Genomic DNA, 18,003 nt, shown 5'->3' with positions numbered 1-18,003 from the left:
GCCGTACGTTCAGGACGACTGACACGCAGCCGAGCACACACGCTTCAGGTCGACATGACCTCGTGTCGTGAGAAGCGTGGATCGGTACATGGCGCGCAACATAACGGGGGTGGTGCAAGCCGGTCAAACCGCATCCCGCATCATGGACGGCCGTACGTGACCACCGGACCGGCCACCGCGTTGCGGAATACTGCCCGCATGCGCATCTCAGCCAGGGCCGATTACGCGGTGTGTGCCGCACTCCAGCTCGCCGCCTCCCAGGACGAGGGTCCGCTGAAGGCCGAGGCCATCGCCGAGTCGCAGGGCATCCCGCACAAGTTCCTCGAAGGCATCCTGGGCGACATGCGCCGCGGCGGCCTGGTGTTCAGTCAACGAGGCGGCAACGGGGGCTACTGGCTGGCCAGACCCGCGCACTCCATCACCGTCGCCGATGTCATCCGCGCCGTGGACGGTCCCCTGGTGTCCGTACGCGGGGTACGTCCTCCCGAACTCTCCTACACGGGGCCCGCCACATCGTTGCAGCCGCTGTGGATCGCCCTGCGGGCGAATGTGCGGCAGATCCTCGAAGGTGTCACCTTGGCCGCCCTCGCCTCGGCCGAGCTGCCGCCCGAGGTGTCCGCCCTCGCCGACGACCCTCAGGCGTGGGCGAACCCCTGACACCGAGCAGGGGGATCCGAGGCAGGGCAGCGATGTCCACCACGTGAACGCCCCCTTGGGGAGCGGCAGACCCTCTGGCAGTATCCCTACTAATCCGATAGGAAAAATAGGATTCTCGTGAGAGGTCACCGTGACAATGCCGAGTGCGCCGGAACGTCCGGACGACAACGAGGTCTGGCAGCGCGTCATCCGTGAACTCACGGACGACCTCGCCGTCGACGCGCTCGCCCGGGACCGCGCGGGCAAGCCGCCGTTCGACGAGATCGCCCGGCTGCGGGAAGCGGGCCTGCCCGCGCTGCTGACACCGCCGGGACCTGGGCGGACGGGCACCGACTGGCGCACCGCCTGTGCCGTGGTCAGAGAGTTGGCGGCGGCCGACAGCTCGATCGCCGAACTCATGGGACGCCACTATGTGCTGGCCTGGAGCGCGCGTCTGTTCGGCCTGCCCGGCGAGGCAGAGCCCTTCGAACTGCGCACGGCACGGGAGCAGTGGCTCCTGGGCGGATCGGCCGAACTGCCCGAACCGGAATCGGAACCCGACCTCACCCTCACCCGCGCCAAAGCGGGATACGTCCTCGACGGGCGACGCCGTCTCGCGGCGGGCATCACCGTCGTCGACCGGCTGATCGTCGGCGCACCGACCGCCCACACGGGCGAATTACTGATCGCTCTTGTGGACCCGGCCCATCCCGGTGTGACCGCCGCCCCGGTGGAGGAACCCCTCGGGCAGCGCCTCGCCGACGCGGGCAGCGTCACGTTCGACCGCGTACCGGTGCCGGCCGAGCACATCATCGGTGCCGCGCCGCGGGACGAGCACGCCGTCACCCCCTTCACGGCACTCGCTCCGCTCGCCCTGCGGCTGATGCTGGTCCAGGTCGTTCTGGGCATCGCCGAAGGGGCATTGGCCGAGGCCCGCGACCTCAGCCGTGCGGTGCGGGCGGCCCGGCCCGCGTCCGACGGCGGCGACGGCGAGTACGGGGAGTACGGGAAACAGCCCGCAGCGGACCCGTATCTGCTGCTCGTCTACGGCGAGTTGGCCGCTTCGGCCTACTCGGCCGCCGCGGTCGTCGAACGGGCGACCCGGTCGCTGGCCAGGGGACTCGAGGCGGGGGCGGAACTGGGCATCGACGAGCGCGCCGACATCGCCGTCCTCGTCGCCGGGGCCGAGGTGCTCGCCAACCGGGCGGCCGTGGACATCACGACCCGCATCCTCGAGTTCACCGCCGGCGCGGGCTCCGTCCACGGCGACCCGGGGCTGGACAGATTCTGGCGCAACGCACGCGTGCTGACCGCGCAGAACCCGCTTGCCCACCGTCTGAGTGACATCGGCGACCACTATCTGAACGGGACGTCGCTGCGGCGTTCGGAGCGTTGACCGGCAGTCAGGATCGAGGGGGTCAGGGTGGCCGGGGCGGCACGTCAGCGCGGGCCCGCCAGGCGCTCCAGGAGGGAGGGCAGGTCGGCGAAGGAGTCGAGTACGTGGTCCGGCGAGCCGGGTGCCGCGCGGTGGGTCTCGGGCAGGTACTTCCCGGTCCTTACAAGCACGCCGGTGATCCCGTGGCGCTGGGCGCCGAGCACATCGGACTCGATGTCGTCGCCCACCATCAGCGACCGGGAGGCATCGGCGCCGAGCTGGGCCAGGGCGGCCGCGAAGAAGGGTTCGGCAGGCTTTCCGGTCACTTCCGCCTCCACACCGGCGGCGCGCTCGAGCCCTACCAGGAAGGCGCCCGTGTCCAGCTGAAGCCCGGACGCGGTACGCCAGTACAGGTTGCGGTGCATGGCGACGAGGCGAGCACCGCGCTGGAGATGGGCGAAGGCCCTGTTGAGGGGCCCGTAGCCGAACTCCTCCCCCGCCCCGCCGACGACGACCACATCCGGCTCGGCGTCCGGGTCGTCGAGGTCCACGAGTGTGACACCCTCGAGGTCCTCGCGGATGTCACCGCTGTTCAGCAGCGCGCATCGCGCCCCGGGACAGTGTGCGGCGAGGTACGCGGCGGTCACGGCGGGAGCGGTGAAGATGTCGTCCGCCGTGACCGGAAATCCCGCCTCGGCCAGGACCGCCGCGACGGACGCCCTGGTACGCGAGGTGGTGTTGGTGACCAGCGCCAGCGGAATGCCCGCCTCGCGCAGCTGTTCCATGGCGGCCACGGCTCCCGGCAGCGGCTTCCAGGACACCGTGAGCACACCGTCGATATCGATCAGGACAGCGCCGACCCGTTCCATGCGGTGACCGTACCCAGCGATCGGGGCAGGGCCAAGGAGCCACCGCCCCGGGCCGTTCCCGGACGCCGGCCGCGCCCCCCGCAGCGGTCCCGGCCGGTCACCACAGAGCCGGACGCCGATGCGCCCACGGCCGGGCGGCCTCCAGCTGGGCGGAGAGGGAGATGAGCGTGGACTCGGCGCCGTAGCGGCCTCCGAGCATCACCCCGATCGGCAGGCCCTGGTCGGTCCAGTGCAGCGGCACGCTGACGGCCGGCTGCCCGGTGGCGTTGTACAGCGGGGTGAACGGCGTGAAGGACGCGAGGCCGGCGAACTCCGCCGACGGGTCGCCGTCGTCGCGCAGGCCGCCCACCGGCGCGGGCGGCTGGGCCAGCGTCGGCGTGAGGATCACGTCGTACGCCGACAGCAGGGCGTCGGCGATGAGCTGCCCGAGGGCGCGGAAAGTGTAGAGGGCCTGCGCGAAGTCGAGGCCGCTCACGCCGAGGCCGGTCGCCCGCAGATGCCGGGTGAGCGGCATCAGCAGCTCTTCCTTGTCCGGCGCGACGGGGTGGACGCTCGCCATCACGGCCCAGACATGGCCGAATGCCTCGCGTATGCGCTCGTCGACCGGCAGCTCCATCTCGTCCACCTGATGGCCCAGTTCGCGCAGCAGCCCTGCCGCCCCGTCATGGGCCGACCGGCAGTCGGCGTGCAGCTCCACTCCCGGCACGGGCGGGGTCGCCAGAGCAATCACCCGAAGAGTCCCGGGCTCGCGTGCCGCCGCGGACAGGAAGGTCTCGCCGGGCGGCAGCGACGGTGCGCCGTAGGGGTCGCCCGGCATCGGTCCTGCCAGCACGTCCAGCAGTGCCGCAGCGTCGGCGACCGTGCGGGCGAGCGGGCCGGAGGTGCTCAGACCGCTCACATCGTGCAGCGTCGGCCCCGGACTCACCCGGCCCCGGCTCGGCTTGATGCCGAACAGCCCGCACACCGAGGCGGGAATGCGGATGGAGCCGCCGCCGTCCGAGCCCTGCGCCACGGGCGCCAGGCCCGCGGCCACCGCGGCCGCCGCGCCCCCGGACGACCCACCGGCGGAACGCTCGAGGTCCCACGGGGTGCGGGCGGGCGGCGCGAGGCGGTTCTCGGTGTAGCAGGGCAGTCCGAACTCGGGGGTGTTGGTCTTGCCGAGCATCACCGTCCCGGCGGTGCGCAGCCTGGTCACCACATGGTCGTCCACGTCCGGCGTATGGTCGGCGAAGGCCTGCGAGCCCAGCGTGCAGCGCACACCGGCGACGAAGTTGAGGTCCTTGACCGGCACCGGCACTGCATGCAGCGGACCAAGCCGCCCGCCGTCGCGCCGTGCGGCCAGAGCCTCGGCCTCCGCCTCGGCCGCCTGCTTGCGGGCGAGTTCAGATGTCACCGTGATGTACGCGCCGACGGTTTCGTCGAGCCGACCGATCCGGTCGAGGTAGTGCTCGGTGAGTTCGGTGGGCGACACCGTGCCCGACCGCACCGCGTCCGCCTGTTCCAGCGCCGTCAGATCGTGCAGCTCGGCCATCAGAGCCGTCTCCCCTCCCCGTCACCCGGCAACTCGAGCAGATCCTCGCACTACCGAGCGGTAACCGCCAGGGGCCCGCAGGCGACTCGTATCAAACACCTTCCAGAAGAAGGCACTTCACAAGGTGGGCACGTGTCTGACATCTTGCGGCGACCACTTTTTCATACGACCTGGCCGGTGCCACGAACACCACCAGGTCATCGGAGGACGCATTGTTTCCCCACATATCCAGCCGCCTGAGACGCTCGGTCGTGACCGCTGCCGCCCTCGGTGCGGCCTTTGCGTTCGTGACCCCCGCCGGGATCGCCGACGCCGCTCCCGCGTCACCCTCGTCGGCCTCGTCCGCCTCGTCGTCATGGGCCGCGGGCACCCGTGCCTACCTCGTCATCACCGCGCCGGGTGACACCTCGGCAGTGCGGACGGCGGTCACGAACAACGGCGGCACCGTGTTCGCGCACTACGACGCGATCGGCGTCATCGTGGCCCACTCGGCGGCCACGTCCTTCGCCGGCACCATGCGCGGGGTCAATGGAGTGCAGCAGGTCGGCGCGACCCGGACCTCGGACGTGCCCGCCGACGCCTACGACCCGGCTCTGCCCGCCAACCCGGCACAGACTCCGACCACGCTGACGGAGTCCAACCGCTGGGACATGACACGCATCAAGGCCGAGCAGGCCTGGGCCGTGACCACCGGTTCGTCCGCCGTCAAGGTCGGCGTTCTCGATACCGGTGTGGACGACCAGCACCAGGACATCGCGCCGAACTTCAACGCGGCCGACTCCGTCTCCTGCGCCTACGGCAAGGCGGACATCCGCGCCGGCGCCTGGCGCGACGTCGGCGAGCACGGCACCCATGTCGCGGGCACGATCGCGGCCGCGAAGAACGGCAAGGGCGTCATCGGTGTCGCACCTGGCGTGAAGATCTCCTCCGTGCGGATCGCGGAGCCGGACACCAGCATGTTCTTCGCGGAGAACACCATCTGCGGATTCGTGTGGGCCGGTGACCACGGCTTCAAGGTCACCAACAACAGCTACTACACCGATCCGTGGATGTTCAACTGCCCGGACAACGTGGACCAGGCGGCCATCATCGAGGGTGTCAGGCGCGCCCAGGCGTACGCCGAGGGCAAGGGTTCCCTGCAGGTGGCCGCCGCCGGCAACTCGAACTACAACCTGGCGAACAAGACGACCGACTCCTCGAGTCCCAACGACTCGACCCCGGTCACCCGCACCATCACCAACGCCTGCATCGACATCCCGACCGAGCTGCCGGGTGTCGTCACCGTCGCGGCGATGGGCAACGGCAACGTGAAGGCGTCGTACTCCAACTTCGGCACCGACATCATCGATGTCGGAGCACCGGGCGGCGACGGCGCCTCGGGAGTGTACTCGACGCTTCCGGGCGGCAAGTACGGCAGCATGAACGGCACGTCGATGGCGTCCCCGCATGTCGCCGGCGTGGCCGCGCTGCTGGCGAGCGTCAACCCGGGGTACACGCCCGCGGACATCCGGGCCAAGCTGGGCGAGCAGGCCACCGACATCGCCTGCCCGTCCGACAGCCGGTGCACGGGCACCACGGCCAGGAACGCCTTCTTCGGCGAGGGCCAGGTCGACGCGCTGAAGGCGGTCGGCAGCACCCCGCCGCCCGGGAAGTACTTCGAGAACCTCGCCGACGTGACCATCGCGGACAACGCCACGGTGGACAGCCCGATTCAGGTCACCGGCGTCAGCGGCAATGCCCCGGCCGCACTCAAGGTCGGCGTGGACATCAAGCACACCTACCGCGGTGACCTCGTGGTTTCCCTCGTGGCCCCCGACGGCACGGTGTACCTGCTGGAGGACTTCGCGAACAGCGACAGCGCCGACGACGTGAGCAAGACGTACACGGTCAACGCCTCATCCGAGGCCGCGAACGGCACATGGAAACTGCGCGTGCGCGACATCGCCTCCCAGGACGTCGGCAGGATCGACGCCTGGAACCTCACCTTCTAGGAGCAATGGATCGGGGACCGGCCCGATCGCCCGGCGCCGGACGGCGCCGGGCACCGGTCACCAGTCCCCCTCCGCCACCGGTTTTCCGGGCGCGGGCGCGTCACCGAGCGGTTGGATCTGGTGCGCGCCCGGCGCCTGCCAGGGCACTTGGTCGTCGCCGAGCCAGTCACCGACGGGCTTGACCCCGCCCAGGGCGTCGGTCGGCGCGAGGTCGGTGCCGTCCTCGTCGTAGTAGTCGAACCAGGGCAGTCCTGCCTGCGTGTAGGCGGCACGGTCGACCGGTGACGGCGGCGCCACCTCACCGGTGATGCGGCGCCATTCCGGCGGGGTCACCAGGTGTACGAAGACCCGGCCGGAGGGCTCCTCGGCCCAGTCCGACAGACGCCGGTCGTCCTGATAGACCTCCTGGCGCATCGTGCCGCCCGCTCCGAGCCCCATCGCGGCGGCCTGCCGCGGCGGGCCGGCCGACATGGCAGGTGCGGCAGGTGCGGCGCCGGGCGCAGGCGGGGCCATGGCGGCGGAGAAGACGCCTCCGTAGCCCCCGGGCGCGGGCGGCATGGCGAGGGGGAGGACCGCGGCCCTGGCCCGGGCCTCACGCTCCGCGCGGGCCCGCTGCTCCTCGCGCCAGGCGGCCAGTGCCGGCCCGGAGAGTGCGAACGCCTGCAACTGGACACCCCCCGTGGTCTCCTCGCCGGTGATCTGCCCCTCCACCGTGGCCCCGAGGCCGAGCGGCACCGCGACGAACTGCCGTACCGTCCCCTTGCCCGAGTTGATGCCGTCCAGCCACGGCTGTCTGGGCAGCACCACATAGTTCTGCGGCCCTCGCCGCACACGGCCGCTCCACCGCTCACCGGATACGGCGCACACCTTGCCGACACCGATCTGCAGTGCGGCGGGTTCCTGGGTGCCCGCGAAGCTGAGCCACATCGCCTCCCTCAGGTACACCGGCAGCATCACCCCGCCCCGCGCCCGCCACTGCGGCGGAACGGTGTCGGGATAGTCCTCGACGCGCCGCACGGGGAACTCCCCGAGTCCCGGCGGCAGCGGATGCGTCCCGGACTCCGGCAGGCGCAGTGTCCGGATGAAACGCACCCGTACTCCCCCGCCCAGCAGCAGACTGTTCCCGTCGATCCGCACGGCACTGACGGCCACGGCGAACTCCCTTCACATCGGCATCACTTGTGGTGCTATCACGACAGACCGCCCGGGACAGTTCCGTCCCGGGCGGCCTCGCCCACGCCTGCCAGGGTGGTGCGCTGCGCGACGCCCGCCCTGCGCGGGTGCCGGAGCGTTCGTCGGCACGCTGTGGCCGGTGCGATCGGATGCGGCACCGGGCTTCGCGGCCGCCTTCCACGATCAACTGCTCTCCCACGGGCAGAACTTCGGCGCGGGCAACCGCGACGGCAAAGGGTCCCCGGCCACGGTGGCATCACTCCAGGACCGGTCGATGGTGTGAGCTGAGGGCCGTCGGGCGAGTGAACCACGCCGAGCACCCCCGTCATACGCTGGAGCGTATGACCGAGCGCAAGCCACCCGGCGTCAGCTTCGAATCGTGGGTCGACCGGCAGATCCGCGAGGCCACGGAGCGCGGTGCATTCAAGGATCTGCCCGGTATCGGCAAGCCTCTGCCGGACAGCGGCGGCACCTACGACGAGCTGTGGTGGATCAAGGGCAAGATGCACCGCGAGGGCCTCGGGTTCCTGCCGCCGACTCTCGCCCTGCGCAAGGAGGCCGAGGACGCGCTGGAGCGGGCGGCCCGTGCGCCGTACGAGGCGGCGGTGCGGCGCATCGTCGAAGAGATCAACGAGAAGGTCGCCGCAGCGATCCGGCGCCCGCCGCCGGGGCCGCCCCTGGGGCTGGGCCCGTACGACGTCGAGGCAGTCGTCGATCAGTGGCGCCGCGACCGCGGCTGACGCCGGGCGAGACCGGCCGCCGACCGCCCGGTGGCCCGCAGGCACCGGTCGCCGCCCAGCAGTGGCTCGGCCTGCTGCCCTGGGACCGGAGCGGCGCGACGACGCTCTGATCGTTTCGGGGCTCGTCACGAACGCGGTCCGGCACGCTCGCGGACCCTTGCAGCAGCTCGGCGCCCCCGGGCCGGAGCCGCCCCGGCCCACCGGCGCACCGCTGGGAGTCATCATCCTGCCCGTACGACACCGTCCCGGCGGTGCCGAGCGCAGGCGAGTGGTGCACTCTGAAGGTGACCCCCGCGAGCAGGAGCGCGGGGGTGGCAGGCAGTACGCCGATCGACTGTCCTCCCCCGTCCGGCCCCGGCCGCGGCGCGCCGCTCGCCGAGCCCGCGGCGGCCCGGTGCGCCTCACCGTCGGCAGCGGACGTTGAGACGGTACCGAACCCGTGTGGAAGGCCGTCGGCGTGAGGGGCCGCGAGCAGGGCCACCCGGCGCTTCCCCGGAGGGACCGGACCGACCCCCGAGAACAGGAAAGCGCCACTGTACCCGAGACGACGGAGGCCCGGCGATGAGCAGCTCCACCCCCACACGCATCACGGCCGCCCTGTCCGCCGAACACCGTGCCCGGCTGATGGGGATCGCGTGCGACGTCAACATTCCCGAAGGAACCCGCATCTTCGAGGAAGGCACCCCTGCACACCACTTCTGGATCATCCGCTCGGGGACGGTCACGCTCGACGTCCCTGTTCCGGGACAGCGCCCGGTCACGATCGAGAGTCTGGGTCTGGGTGAACTGGTCGGCTGGTCCTGGCTGTTCCCCCCGCATCTGTGGCAGTTGGGGGCCGAGGCCATGACGCTGGTCCGTGCCGAGGAGTTCGACGCGCAGACCGTACGGATGATGATGGACGCCGACCCCGCCTTCGGCTCCGCGATCGGACAGTGGGTGGGCAGGGTTCTGGCGGAGCGGCTGCACGCGGCCCGCGTCCGGCTGCTGGATCTGTACGCCCCGCACGGAAGCGGAACCCTGTGACCGGGGCCGCGCGGGAGACCCGGCGGCTCATGGACACGCCGGCCGCCGCCGTCGTACTGCCGGCACCGACCACGGGCCCCAAGCGCCCACCGGTGACCACGGTCCCGCCGCGCCCGCCGTTGACCGCGGCGGGACCGGTCACAAGGAGCCGGCTGCCATGACGACGACTCCGGCCGCATACCGCCCGGTCACCGTGGAGGGGGTGCTCGACCCGCCGCTGTCGCGCTGGCTGTGGCTGGTGAAGTGGATCCTCGCGATCCCGCACTACATCGTGCTGTTCTTCCTGTGGATCGCCTTCTTCCTGGTGAGCGTGGCAGCGTTCTTCGCGATCCTGTTCACCGAGCGCTATCCGCGGGCCCTGTTCGACTTCAATGTCGGGGTGCTGCGATGGTCCTGGCGGGTCGCGTACTACGCGTACGGCGCGCTGGGCACCGACCGCTACCCTCCGTTCAGCCTGGGGGAGGAGCCCGGCTATCCGGCGCGACTCGACATCGCCTACCCCGAGCGGCTCTCCCGCGGTCTGGTGCTGGTCAAGTGGTGGCTGCTCGCCATCCCGCACTAGATCGTGATCGGCTTCTTCGCGGGCGGCTTCCGTGCCGGGTGGTGGCACGGCGGCCTGATCCTCGTGTTCGCCGTCATCGCGGCGGTCGTCCTGGCCTTCACGGAGAAGTACCCGCGCGACCTGTTCGATCTGATCATGGGCCTCAACCGATGGGTCCTGCGCGTCTTGGCGTACGCGAGCCTGATGACGGACGAGTACCCGCCGTTCCGGCTGGACATGGGCGGAACCGACCCTGCCGGCCGGGCACGAGCGGCACACTGACCGCACGGGGCAGGAACGGAAGCGGGCCCTACCGTCGCTCTCCGTCGCCCGCCGGGAAGCCTGACCGGTATGTCCGTCCGTAGCCGGACTGTGATGCTCAAGTTCAGCTCAGATGTAATGACTCTGGGGCGCCGGCTTCCTTACTGTCCTCCCAGTCGAGGAGGACGGAGCACCGAGCGGATGGCGGGCATTGTGGTGGCCCGGGTCGCCGTCCTCGCCACGGCCGATCCGGTTCGACGGCGCACTCCCGGATCGACCGCGTCGGGGCAGGGAGGCAGTCCGACACGCCTCCCGCATCGTTCTCCTGCGGTCGACGGCACCGGCGCCTGCCGATCGCGCGGGCGCGCGCGACGGATGTCGGGGCCGGGCTCCTCGACGAGCCCTCGTCCGGACCCGACCCCGAGATGATCAACGGGCCTCGACTTCTTGAAGGCGGGCGCACGCCGCCCCGCGGCGAATCCCCCGCCCTCAGCCGTCGAATCGGCCGAATCCGAATGAAATAAAGGATGTTCCACCATGAAGCCCTGCACGTCCGCCGCAGCATCGGCGATCACTGTGCTTGCGGTCGCCCTCACCGCAACCGCCTGCAGCGGCGAGCCGGAGAAGACCGAGGACAGGCCCACCCGAAGCTCGAACTACGGGTACCGGCCGCCGCTGCCCGTGTACAAGGTCGCCCAGGACGTCACGTTCGACTCCCCGACCCTGCGGAAGGCACAGAAGGCCGGCAAGCTCGTCATCGGCGTCAAGAACGACCAGCCGTTCCTCGGCTTCCAGGACGCGGACGGCAAGCGCTCCGGCTTCGACATCGAGATCGCCAAGATGATCGCCGCCGACCTCGGCTTCCCGACCGGCATGATCGAGTTCAAGACGATCGACACCAGCGGTCGCGAGGCGTCCATCGCCGCCGGTGACGTCGATCTGTACGTCGGCACCTACACGATCAACGACGAGCGCAAGAAGAAGGTCGGGTTCGCCGGCCCGTACTTCATGGCGGGTGTCGACCTCCTGGTACGCAAGGACGACCGGACGATCGGCGGACCGTACTCGCTGGAGGGCAAGACGGTCTGCTCGGTGAAGGGCTCGACCGCGCTCGGGGAGATCAAGAAGGCCGACTACAACACCACGACCGTCGAGGCGCTCAAGTACTCCGAGTGCGTCCGGCAACTGCTCGGCGGCGGCGTCGATGCCGTCACCACCGACGACGCCATCCTCATGGGCTACGCCGCACAGAGCCCGGACAAGCTGAAGGTCGTCGGCAACCCGTTCACCGAGGAGCCGTACGGCGTCGGCATGAACAAGGACGACGAGGCCCTGCGTGATGCCGTCTCGGACGCCATCGAGGCGCACGACGAGAACGGCGATCACGAGAAGGCGTACAACGCGACCCTTGGGCTGTCCGGCTCCAAGTTCGACGGGACTCCGCTGGTTCAGCGCTACTGACGCCGGCGGCGTACGCCGCGCAGACACCAACCGCCCCGGCTGGAGGGAATCCAGCCGGGGCGGAATCGTCTGCGGACGCAGGGGGAACGGTCCCCCTGCGCGGCCGGCTCGTCAGGCGAGCGTCGCCAGGACCTGGTTGAGGGTCGCCGACGGGCGCATGACGTCCGAAGCCTTGGCCGCATCGGGCTGGTAGTAGCCGCCGATGTCGGCCGGCGAGCCCTGCACGGCGATCAGCTCGCCGACGATGGTCTGCTCCTGCTCGGTCAGCGTCTTGGCGACGTCCGCGAACGCCTGCGCGAGCTGCGCGTCGTCGGTCTGCTTCGCCAGCTCCTGCGCCCAGTACAGTGCCAGGTAGAAGTGACTTCCGCGGTTGTCGATGCCACCGAGCTTGCGGCTCGGCGACTTGTCCTCGTTCAGGAAAGTGCCGGTCGCGCGGTCGAGGGTGTCGGCGAGCACCTGGGCGCGCGCGTTGCCCGTGGTCTGCGCGAGGTGCTCGAAGCTGACCGCGAGGGCGAGGAACTCGCCCAGGCTGTCCCAGCGCAGATAGTTCTCCTTGACCAGCTGCTGCACGTGCTTGGGCGCGGAGCCGCCGGCGCCCGTCTCGAACAGGCCGCCGCCGTTCATGAGCGGGACGACCGAGAGCATCTTCGCGCTGGTGCCGAGCTCGAGGATCGGGAACAGGTCGGTCAGGTAGTCGCGCAGCACGTTGCCGGTGACGGAGATGGTGTCCTCACCGCGGCGGATGCGCTCCAGGGAGAACCTGGTGGCCTCGACCGGCGAGAGGATCTCGATCTGCAGACCCTCGGTGTCGTGCTCCGGCAGGTACGCCTTGACCTTCTCGATCAGCTGGGCGTCGTGCGCGCGGCTCTCGTCGAGCCAGAACACGGCCGGGTCGCCGGTCGCGCGGGCGCGGGTGACGGCGAGCTTGACCCAGTCCTTGATCGGGGCGTCCTTGGTCTGGCACATGCGGAAGATGTCGCCGGCACCCACCGTCTGCTCCAGCACGGCGTCACCCGCCGCGTCGACCACGCGGACAGTGCCCGTGACCGGGATCTCGAAGGTCTTGTCGTGGCTGCCGTACTCCTCCGCCTTCTGGGCCATCAGACCGACGTTGGGCACCGAACCCATGGTGGACGGGTCGTACGCACCGTGGGCGCGGCAGTCGTCGATGACGACCTGGTAGATGCCCGCGTAGCTGCTGTCCGGGAGGACCGCGAGGGTGTCCGCCTCCTCGCCGTCCGGGCCCCACATGTGGCCGGAGGTGCGGATCATGGCCGGCATGGAGGCGTCGACGATGACGTCGCTCGGGACGTGCAGGTTGGTGATGCCGCGGTCGGAGTCGACCATCGCGAGGGCCGGTCCCTCGGCGAGCTCGGCGTCGAAGGACGCCTTGATCTCGGCACCCTCGGGCAGCGCCTCCAGGCCCTTGTAGATGCCGCCGAGGCCGTCGTTCGGCGTGAGGCCGGCCTTGGCGAGCGCCTCGCCGTACTGGGCGAAGGTCTTCGGGAAGAAGGCGCGTACGACGTGGCCGAAGACGATCGGGTCGGAGACCTTCATCATCGTGGCCTTCAGGTGCACGGAGAACAGCACGCCCTCGGCCTTGGCCCGGGCGACCTGCTCCGTGAGGAACTCGCGCAGGGCGGCGACCCGCATGACGGAGGCGTCGACGACCTCGCCGGCAAGCACGGGCACCGACTCGCGCAGGACGGTGGTGGAGCCGTCGTCACCCTTCAGCTCGATGCGCAGCGAGCCGTCCTCGGCGATGACCGTGGACTTCTCGGTGGAGCGGAAGTCGTCGACGCCCATGGTGGCGACGTTGGTCTTCGACTCCGGGGTCCACGCGCCCATGCGGTGCGGGTGCGCCTTGGCGTAGTTCTTGACCGAGGCGGGGGCACGGCGGTCGGAGTTGCCCTCACGCAGGACCGGGTTGACGGCGCTGCCCTTGATCTTGTCGTAGCGGGCGCGGATGTCGCGCTCCTCGTCGGTCTTCGGGTCGTCCGGGTAGTCCGGCAGCGCGTAGCCCTGCTGCTGCAGCTCGGCGACCGCGGCCTTCAGCTGCGGGATCGAGGCCGAGACGTTCGGCAGCTTGATGATGTTCGCCCCGGGGGTCTTGGCCAGCTCGCCGAGCTCGGCGAGCGCGTCGTCGATCCGCTGGCTCTCCTCGAGATGCTCGGGGAAGCTGGCGATGATCCGGCCCGCCAGGGAGATGTCACGCGTCTCCACACTCACGCCGGCCGTCGAGGCATACGCCTGGACCACGGGCAGGAACGAATGCGTCGCCAGGGCCGGAGCCTCGTCAGTGTGCGTATAGATGATGGTCGAGTCAGTCACCGGGTGCTCCGCTCCACAGTCTCCACGTTGCAACATTGCTCGACATCAAGATATCCCGTGATCGACCCCGTCTCGACAGGGCCCTTCCCCGACTGGCGCCGGGCAGCGCGCCGACGCCCGGCGTCAGGGCTGCCGGCACCCGCATACCTCCCCACGCACGCCTCGTCCCCCATGGATTGTCAGCCGGCAGACGTCGGTGACCTGCACGTTTCTCCTGAGGTGAAGGACCGCCCGGTCGACGTGCGGCGACCGGGTCCGAAAGGTCGGGCGTGATCACGTGCCCGCCGGCGCGATGAGCGCCGACGGGCTGGATCGGCCGACCGGCCACAGGTGGGCCGTCGAACCAGGCGCGCAACCCGCGCGAGGGTGCGTCACCCGAGGATCTTCTGCTTGGCCCGCTGGAACTCCTCCTCCGACAGGTGTCCCTCGGCCTTCAGCTGGGACAGCCTGGCCAGCTCCTCGGCAGGGCTGCCGGCGCCCGCGGTTTCGCGGATGTAGCTGTCCACGGCTTTCTGCTGCTGCTGCACGGCCTGCATCTCGCGACCGGCCATGTCCTTGCCGCGGACTATCACGTAGACGAACACTCCCAGGAACGGCAGAAGCAGCACCAGCAGCAGCCACGCGGTCTTGACCCATCCGCTGGTTTCGTGGTCACGGAAGATGTCGGTGATGATGCGGAACAGGAGCATGAACCACATGACCCAGAGAAAGATCCACATCACGGTCCAGAACACGCCCAGTACCGGATAGTCGTACGCCAGGAAAACGTGGCCGTCCATCGCATTCCTCCTGCCACTGCGGTCCGACGTGGAGAGTCGGCTCACTGCCAGCGTCCGCCGCCTCGCGGCGGTTTTCCTCACCCGGCAGGGGTGAACCGTCGCCGGCCCGCCGGTCCGGGCGGCGTCGGCGAGTGCCTCCCCGCCGGCCTCGCCCCTTCCGGGCGTGCGACGGCCCTCAGTCCGGCAGCCGGCGCATCTCGAGGACGGGCAGCGCCAAGTCCTGGAAGCGCACCAGCAGCCCGTACAGATGCGCATCGTCGGTGACCGTGCCGAAGAGCACGGTCTGCTCGGGCGCCGTCACCTTCTCCAACTCCGGGAAGGCATCGGCGACAACCCTGGACAGCCGGCCGGAAACGCGGAACTCGTATCGCATGCGCGCACATCCCTGCGCTCGAGGTCTTCCCCTGCATGCTGCGCCGTCCACCACGGACAGGCATCACCCGCGTCAGGTGACTTCACAGGAAGCCGGCCTCTCGCCCGCGCCGCACGGCCTCGCTGCGGCGGGAGACGGACAGCTTGCGGTAGATGCTCTTCAGATGCGTCTTGACCGTGTTGACGGACAAGTACAGCTCGCCGGCGATTTCCTCGGTCGACATCATCTGCGCGGCACACCGGAGCACATCGTGTTCACGGGGGCTGAGCTGTTCGACGAGCAGCGGCTCGGTGTCCGGGGGGCGGCCGGTGAGCCAGGCATGAGCGGAGGCGAGGCCGGGGCTGCTCGCGAGCAGGTGGCGCAGCCAGGGGCCGGCCCCGGTGAAGGGGCCTCGCAGCTGCCCCGGCCGGGCGCTGTTCAGCGCCCGGCCCAGCAGCGCCGTCGCGGTGGCCACGTCCTTGGCCGACGTCGCCGCCTCGGCTTCGAGCAGCCAGGCACGAACCTGGTCGGCGACGCCGGTGTCCTGGTGCCGGCCGACCGCCACGAGGAGTTCCGCCGCCTTCTCGGCCTCCCCGGCGGCCAGGTGGACGGCCGCGAGAGCGACGGCGTGCGCCGGCCCACCGGAGCCGGATTCACGCAGCGCCGCGAACGCGGCCGCCGTGTCACCCCGAGCCAGTTGAACGACAGAGCGGGCCACGGCCATGCGCCGCGCCGGCTCCACGGCACGGGGCTCGTGCACGGCGTCGAGGACGGCGAGGGCGGACCGGGCATTGCCCTGCGCCAGCTCCAGCCGGGACCGCAGTACGGCGGTCTCGGCGACGCAGACCGGGTCCTGCGCCTGGCCGGCTTCCTCGACGGCGAGCTCGAGATGGCGCCGTGCAGCCTGAGGATCGCCTCGTTCCAGGGCCACGTTGGCCAGCGCCAGATGGCAGATGCCCGTGCGCCGGGGGCAGGGGATGCCGTACTCCTCGGCCGTGCCCAGACCCTCCTTGGCATACGCCTCGGCCTCCCGCAGCGCCCCGCCCACCCCCTCGAGCAGGGCGAGATGGCCCACACAGTGGTACCGAACCAGCTGCGTCGACCCGGTGGTACACGCTGCCAGCGTCTGGACGAGGGCCTCCCGGGCGTCGCCGGGGCGTCCGGCAGACACCAGCGCGCGGGCTCGCCCGTAGCGGCGCAGCGCCTCGATCTCGGGGTGCCGCTCGAGCTGGGGCTGTGCCGCCTGTTTCATGAGGTCACGCACCTGCTCGGCAAGGGTCTCGGCCGCTGGGCGGGCCACGTCGCCGCCCGCTTCCCCACCGCAGGTGAGGAGCCCGAGCAGTGTGCAGCTCAGCCGCTCCTCGAGGGACTCTGCCCCCGCGAGCGGTTCGCGGACCCGGTCGAGCTGCGCCCGGCTCGCTCCGGCGTCGTCCCGGGCAAGGGCACACGCCGCACGGACGAGTGCCGGAGCGGCTCCGGCAAGATCCGTGGGCATGGCGGAGAAGAGCTGCTCCATTTGATGGGTGTCCGGGCCGGTCAGCAGGCGGCCGATCGCGAGGTGATCGACGACCAGGGCGGCCGCGTACTCCCAGTCGCCCGCGGCGGCGGCGTGTTTCACGGCGTCGGTCAGCTGTTCGTGGTCGGCGAACCAGCGGGCCGCCCGGCGGTGCAGCTCGGGTACGAGAGCGGGCCGGCGGCTGTGCAGGTGAGCGCGGAGCACCTCGGCGAACAACGGATGGCATCTGCGCCAGGGCGTGTCGCCGATCCGCTCGACAAAGGCGTTCTCGTGGACGAGGCGCGCCAGGATCCACTCCGCGTCCTCTCGCGCGGTCAGTGCGTCCGCGAGCTGCGGGTGGATGTGGTCGAGAAGGCTTGTACGCATCAGCAGGTCTCGGGTGGCAGGGGGCTGCGCCTCGAGCACTTCGGCGATGAGGTAGTCGGCGACGGCACTGTGCGAGGCCGCGAAGGACTGCGCGAACTGCTCCGCGTCGTCGGCACGCTGCATGGCCAGGGCGCACAGCCGGAGCCCTGCGGCCCAGCCCTCGGTGCGCTCGGTGAGCGCGCCGACACTCTCCGGCGAGGGTGACAGGCCGTGCCGGCGCAGCAGGAGTGACGTCTCGTGGGCGGTGAATGCCAGCTCGGCACCGCGGATCTCACGGATCTGGTCCTGGGCACGGTAGTGGTGCAGCCGAATCGGCGGGTCCACCCGGCTGACCAGTACCAGCCGCAGCTGCGGACCCGCGTGGCCGAGGACGAATTCCAGGCCCGCGGCCACCTCCGCGGCGGCGACCCGGTCGAGTCCGTCGAGGACGAGGACCACGGGTTGCGGCAGGCGGGCCAGCGCGGAGGCGAGGCGCACCAGGAGGGAGTGGTCGACGTCGCCGATGTCTGAGGGGCTGCCGACCCCGTCGGGCAGTGGCACCTGGTGGTAGCGGAAGGCTCCGAGGACGTAGGCCCAGAACACACCGGGGACGGTGTCGTCGCTCTCGACGGTGAGCCACACGACAGGGCCGGGCGTGGGGCGTGTACGCGCCCAGGCAGCGGCGAGCGTGGTCTTGCCCGCGCCGGCCGGTCCCGTGATCACGGTCAGTGGCCCCCGCGTCCCGTCGGTCAGGCGGTCGAGCAGGCGGTTCCTGCCCACGTGGGTGCGCGGCACAGCGGGCACCGAGAACTTCGCGGCCAGCAGTGGCTCCCCTCTGGGAGTCAGCTGCTCCGCGCCGCCATGTCCCGCATACGCCTGCACCTCGCGCTGCGCGCGAGTGCGGCGGTGGGACGGGAGCTCTTCCCCGTCGGCTGCTTCAGCGATCGTGTGCGGCATGGCGACTACCGTCGGGCTGTCCGCTGCCTGGTTGCGACGACCGAGCGCTTGCCTCGGGCCGATCCTGGTGGATCGAGCCAGGTCATGGACGTGCCAACGGATCAATGGTCACAGAGCCGGTT

At 70.6% G+C, this 18,003-nt stretch carries 14 protein-coding genes and 1 pseudogene; 8 read left to right on the top strand and 7 right to left on the bottom strand.

Translation table 11 applies throughout. From position 1 onward, the window contains the following. Positions 1-198: 198 nt before the first annotated feature. Positions 199-657: an RrF2 family transcriptional regulator gene (locus tag ACFYWI_RS23400; RefSeq protein ID WP_389235884.1), complete on the top strand. Its 459-nt coding sequence runs from the start codon at positions 199-201 to the stop codon at positions 655-657. Positions 658-793: 136 nt separating this feature from the next. Beyond that, positions 794-2,032, top strand: a complete 1,239-nt coding sequence (locus ACFYWI_RS23395; protein WP_389235881.1) for an acyl-CoA dehydrogenase family protein — start codon at positions 794-796, stop codon at positions 2,030-2,032. 44 nt (positions 2,033-2,076) lie between these two features. Here ACFYWI_RS23395 and ACFYWI_RS23390 read toward each other — a convergent pair whose 3' ends face one another. Both ACFYWI_RS23390 and ACFYWI_RS23385 read right to left on the bottom strand, forming a co-directional pair. Next, positions 2,077-2,880, bottom strand: coding sequence for an HAD-IIA family hydrolase (locus ACFYWI_RS23390; RefSeq protein WP_389235878.1), 804 nt, complete (start codon positions 2,878-2,880; stop codon positions 2,077-2,079). Positions 2,881-2,977: 97 nt separating this feature from the next. Continuing rightward, positions 2,978-4,411 (bottom strand): amidase, encoded by a 1,434-nt coding sequence (locus ACFYWI_RS23385; protein WP_389235875.1) that lies wholly within the window; start codon positions 4,409-4,411, stop codon positions 2,978-2,980. Positions 4,412-4,662: 251 nt separating this feature from the next. On the opposite strand from ACFYWI_RS23385, the gene ACFYWI_RS23380 reads away from it, so the two are divergent. Beyond that, positions 4,663-6,402 (top strand): S8 family serine peptidase, encoded by a 1,740-nt coding sequence (locus tag ACFYWI_RS23380; RefSeq protein WP_389235872.1) that lies wholly within the window; start codon positions 4,663-4,665, stop codon positions 6,400-6,402. A gap of 57 nt (positions 6,403-6,459) precedes the next feature. On the opposite strand, the gene ACFYWI_RS23375 is transcribed toward ACFYWI_RS23380, so the two are convergent. Next, positions 6,460-7,554 carry a hypothetical protein gene (locus ACFYWI_RS23375; protein WP_389235869.1) on the bottom strand — a complete coding sequence of 365 codons (1,095 nt, stop codon included), beginning with the start codon at positions 7,552-7,554 and terminating at the stop codon, positions 6,460-6,462. Positions 7,555-7,714: 160 nt separating this feature from the next. Between ACFYWI_RS23375 and ACFYWI_RS23370 the strand changes: the two genes are divergently transcribed. The 5 genes and pseudogenes from ACFYWI_RS23370 (at position 7,715) to ACFYWI_RS23350 (ending at position 11,601) form a co-directional block, all read left to right on the top strand. Further along, positions 7,715-7,858, top strand: a complete 144-nt coding sequence (locus ACFYWI_RS23370; RefSeq protein WP_389235866.1) for a hypothetical protein — start codon at positions 7,715-7,717, stop codon at positions 7,856-7,858. A 58-nt stretch (positions 7,859-7,916) separates the two neighbouring features. Next, entirely contained in the window at positions 7,917-8,315 is a 399-nt protein-coding gene (locus tag ACFYWI_RS23365) for a DUF1992 domain-containing protein (RefSeq protein WP_389235863.1), read from the top strand. Between the two features lie 561 nt (positions 8,316-8,876). Further along, complete coding sequence (locus ACFYWI_RS23360; RefSeq protein WP_389235860.1) at positions 8,877-9,338, top strand: Crp/Fnr family transcriptional regulator; 462 nt, start codon at positions 8,877-8,879, stop codon at positions 9,336-9,338. A gap of 157 nt (positions 9,339-9,495) precedes the next feature. Next, positions 9,496-10,161, top strand: a pseudogene (locus ACFYWI_RS23355) (DUF4389 domain-containing protein). 516 nt (positions 10,162-10,677) lie between these two features. Next, complete coding sequence (locus ACFYWI_RS23350; RefSeq protein ID WP_389235857.1) at positions 10,678-11,601, top strand: glutamate ABC transporter substrate-binding protein; 924 nt, start codon at positions 10,678-10,680, stop codon at positions 11,599-11,601. 111 nt (positions 11,602-11,712) lie between these two features. Here the strand turns inward: ACFYWI_RS23350 and ACFYWI_RS23345 are convergent, their stop codons facing one another. The 4 genes from ACFYWI_RS23345 to ACFYWI_RS23330 all read right to left on the bottom strand — a co-directional run bounded on the left by ACFYWI_RS23345 (position 11,713) and on the right by ACFYWI_RS23330 (position 17,881). Continuing rightward, on the bottom strand, positions 11,713-13,932 hold the full coding sequence (locus ACFYWI_RS23345; protein ID WP_389235854.1) for an NADP-dependent isocitrate dehydrogenase: 2,220 nt from the start codon (positions 13,930-13,932) through the stop codon (positions 11,713-11,715). Positions 13,933-14,303: 371 nt separating this feature from the next. Further along, positions 14,304-14,711 (bottom strand): SHOCT domain-containing protein, encoded by a 408-nt coding sequence (locus ACFYWI_RS23340; RefSeq protein WP_389235851.1) that lies wholly within the window; start codon positions 14,709-14,711, stop codon positions 14,304-14,306. A gap of 175 nt (positions 14,712-14,886) precedes the next feature. Beyond that, a complete protein-coding gene (locus tag ACFYWI_RS23335; RefSeq protein WP_389235848.1) occupies positions 14,887-15,084 on the bottom strand; it encodes a hypothetical protein in 198 nt (65 codons plus the stop codon). Positions 15,085-15,166: 82 nt separating this feature from the next. Further along, complete coding sequence (locus tag ACFYWI_RS23330) at positions 15,167-17,881, bottom strand: LuxR C-terminal-related transcriptional regulator (protein WP_389235845.1); 2,715 nt, start codon at positions 17,879-17,881, stop codon at positions 15,167-15,169. Positions 17,882-18,003: the final 122 nt, after the last annotated feature.

It is taken from the genome of Streptomyces sp. NPDC002889, from assembly GCF_042888425.1.
In the GTDB taxonomy this organism is placed as follows: domain Bacteria; phylum Actinomycetota; class Actinomycetes; order Streptomycetales; family Streptomycetaceae; genus Streptomyces.
This window is presented reverse-complemented; position numbering and strand designations above follow the sequence as displayed.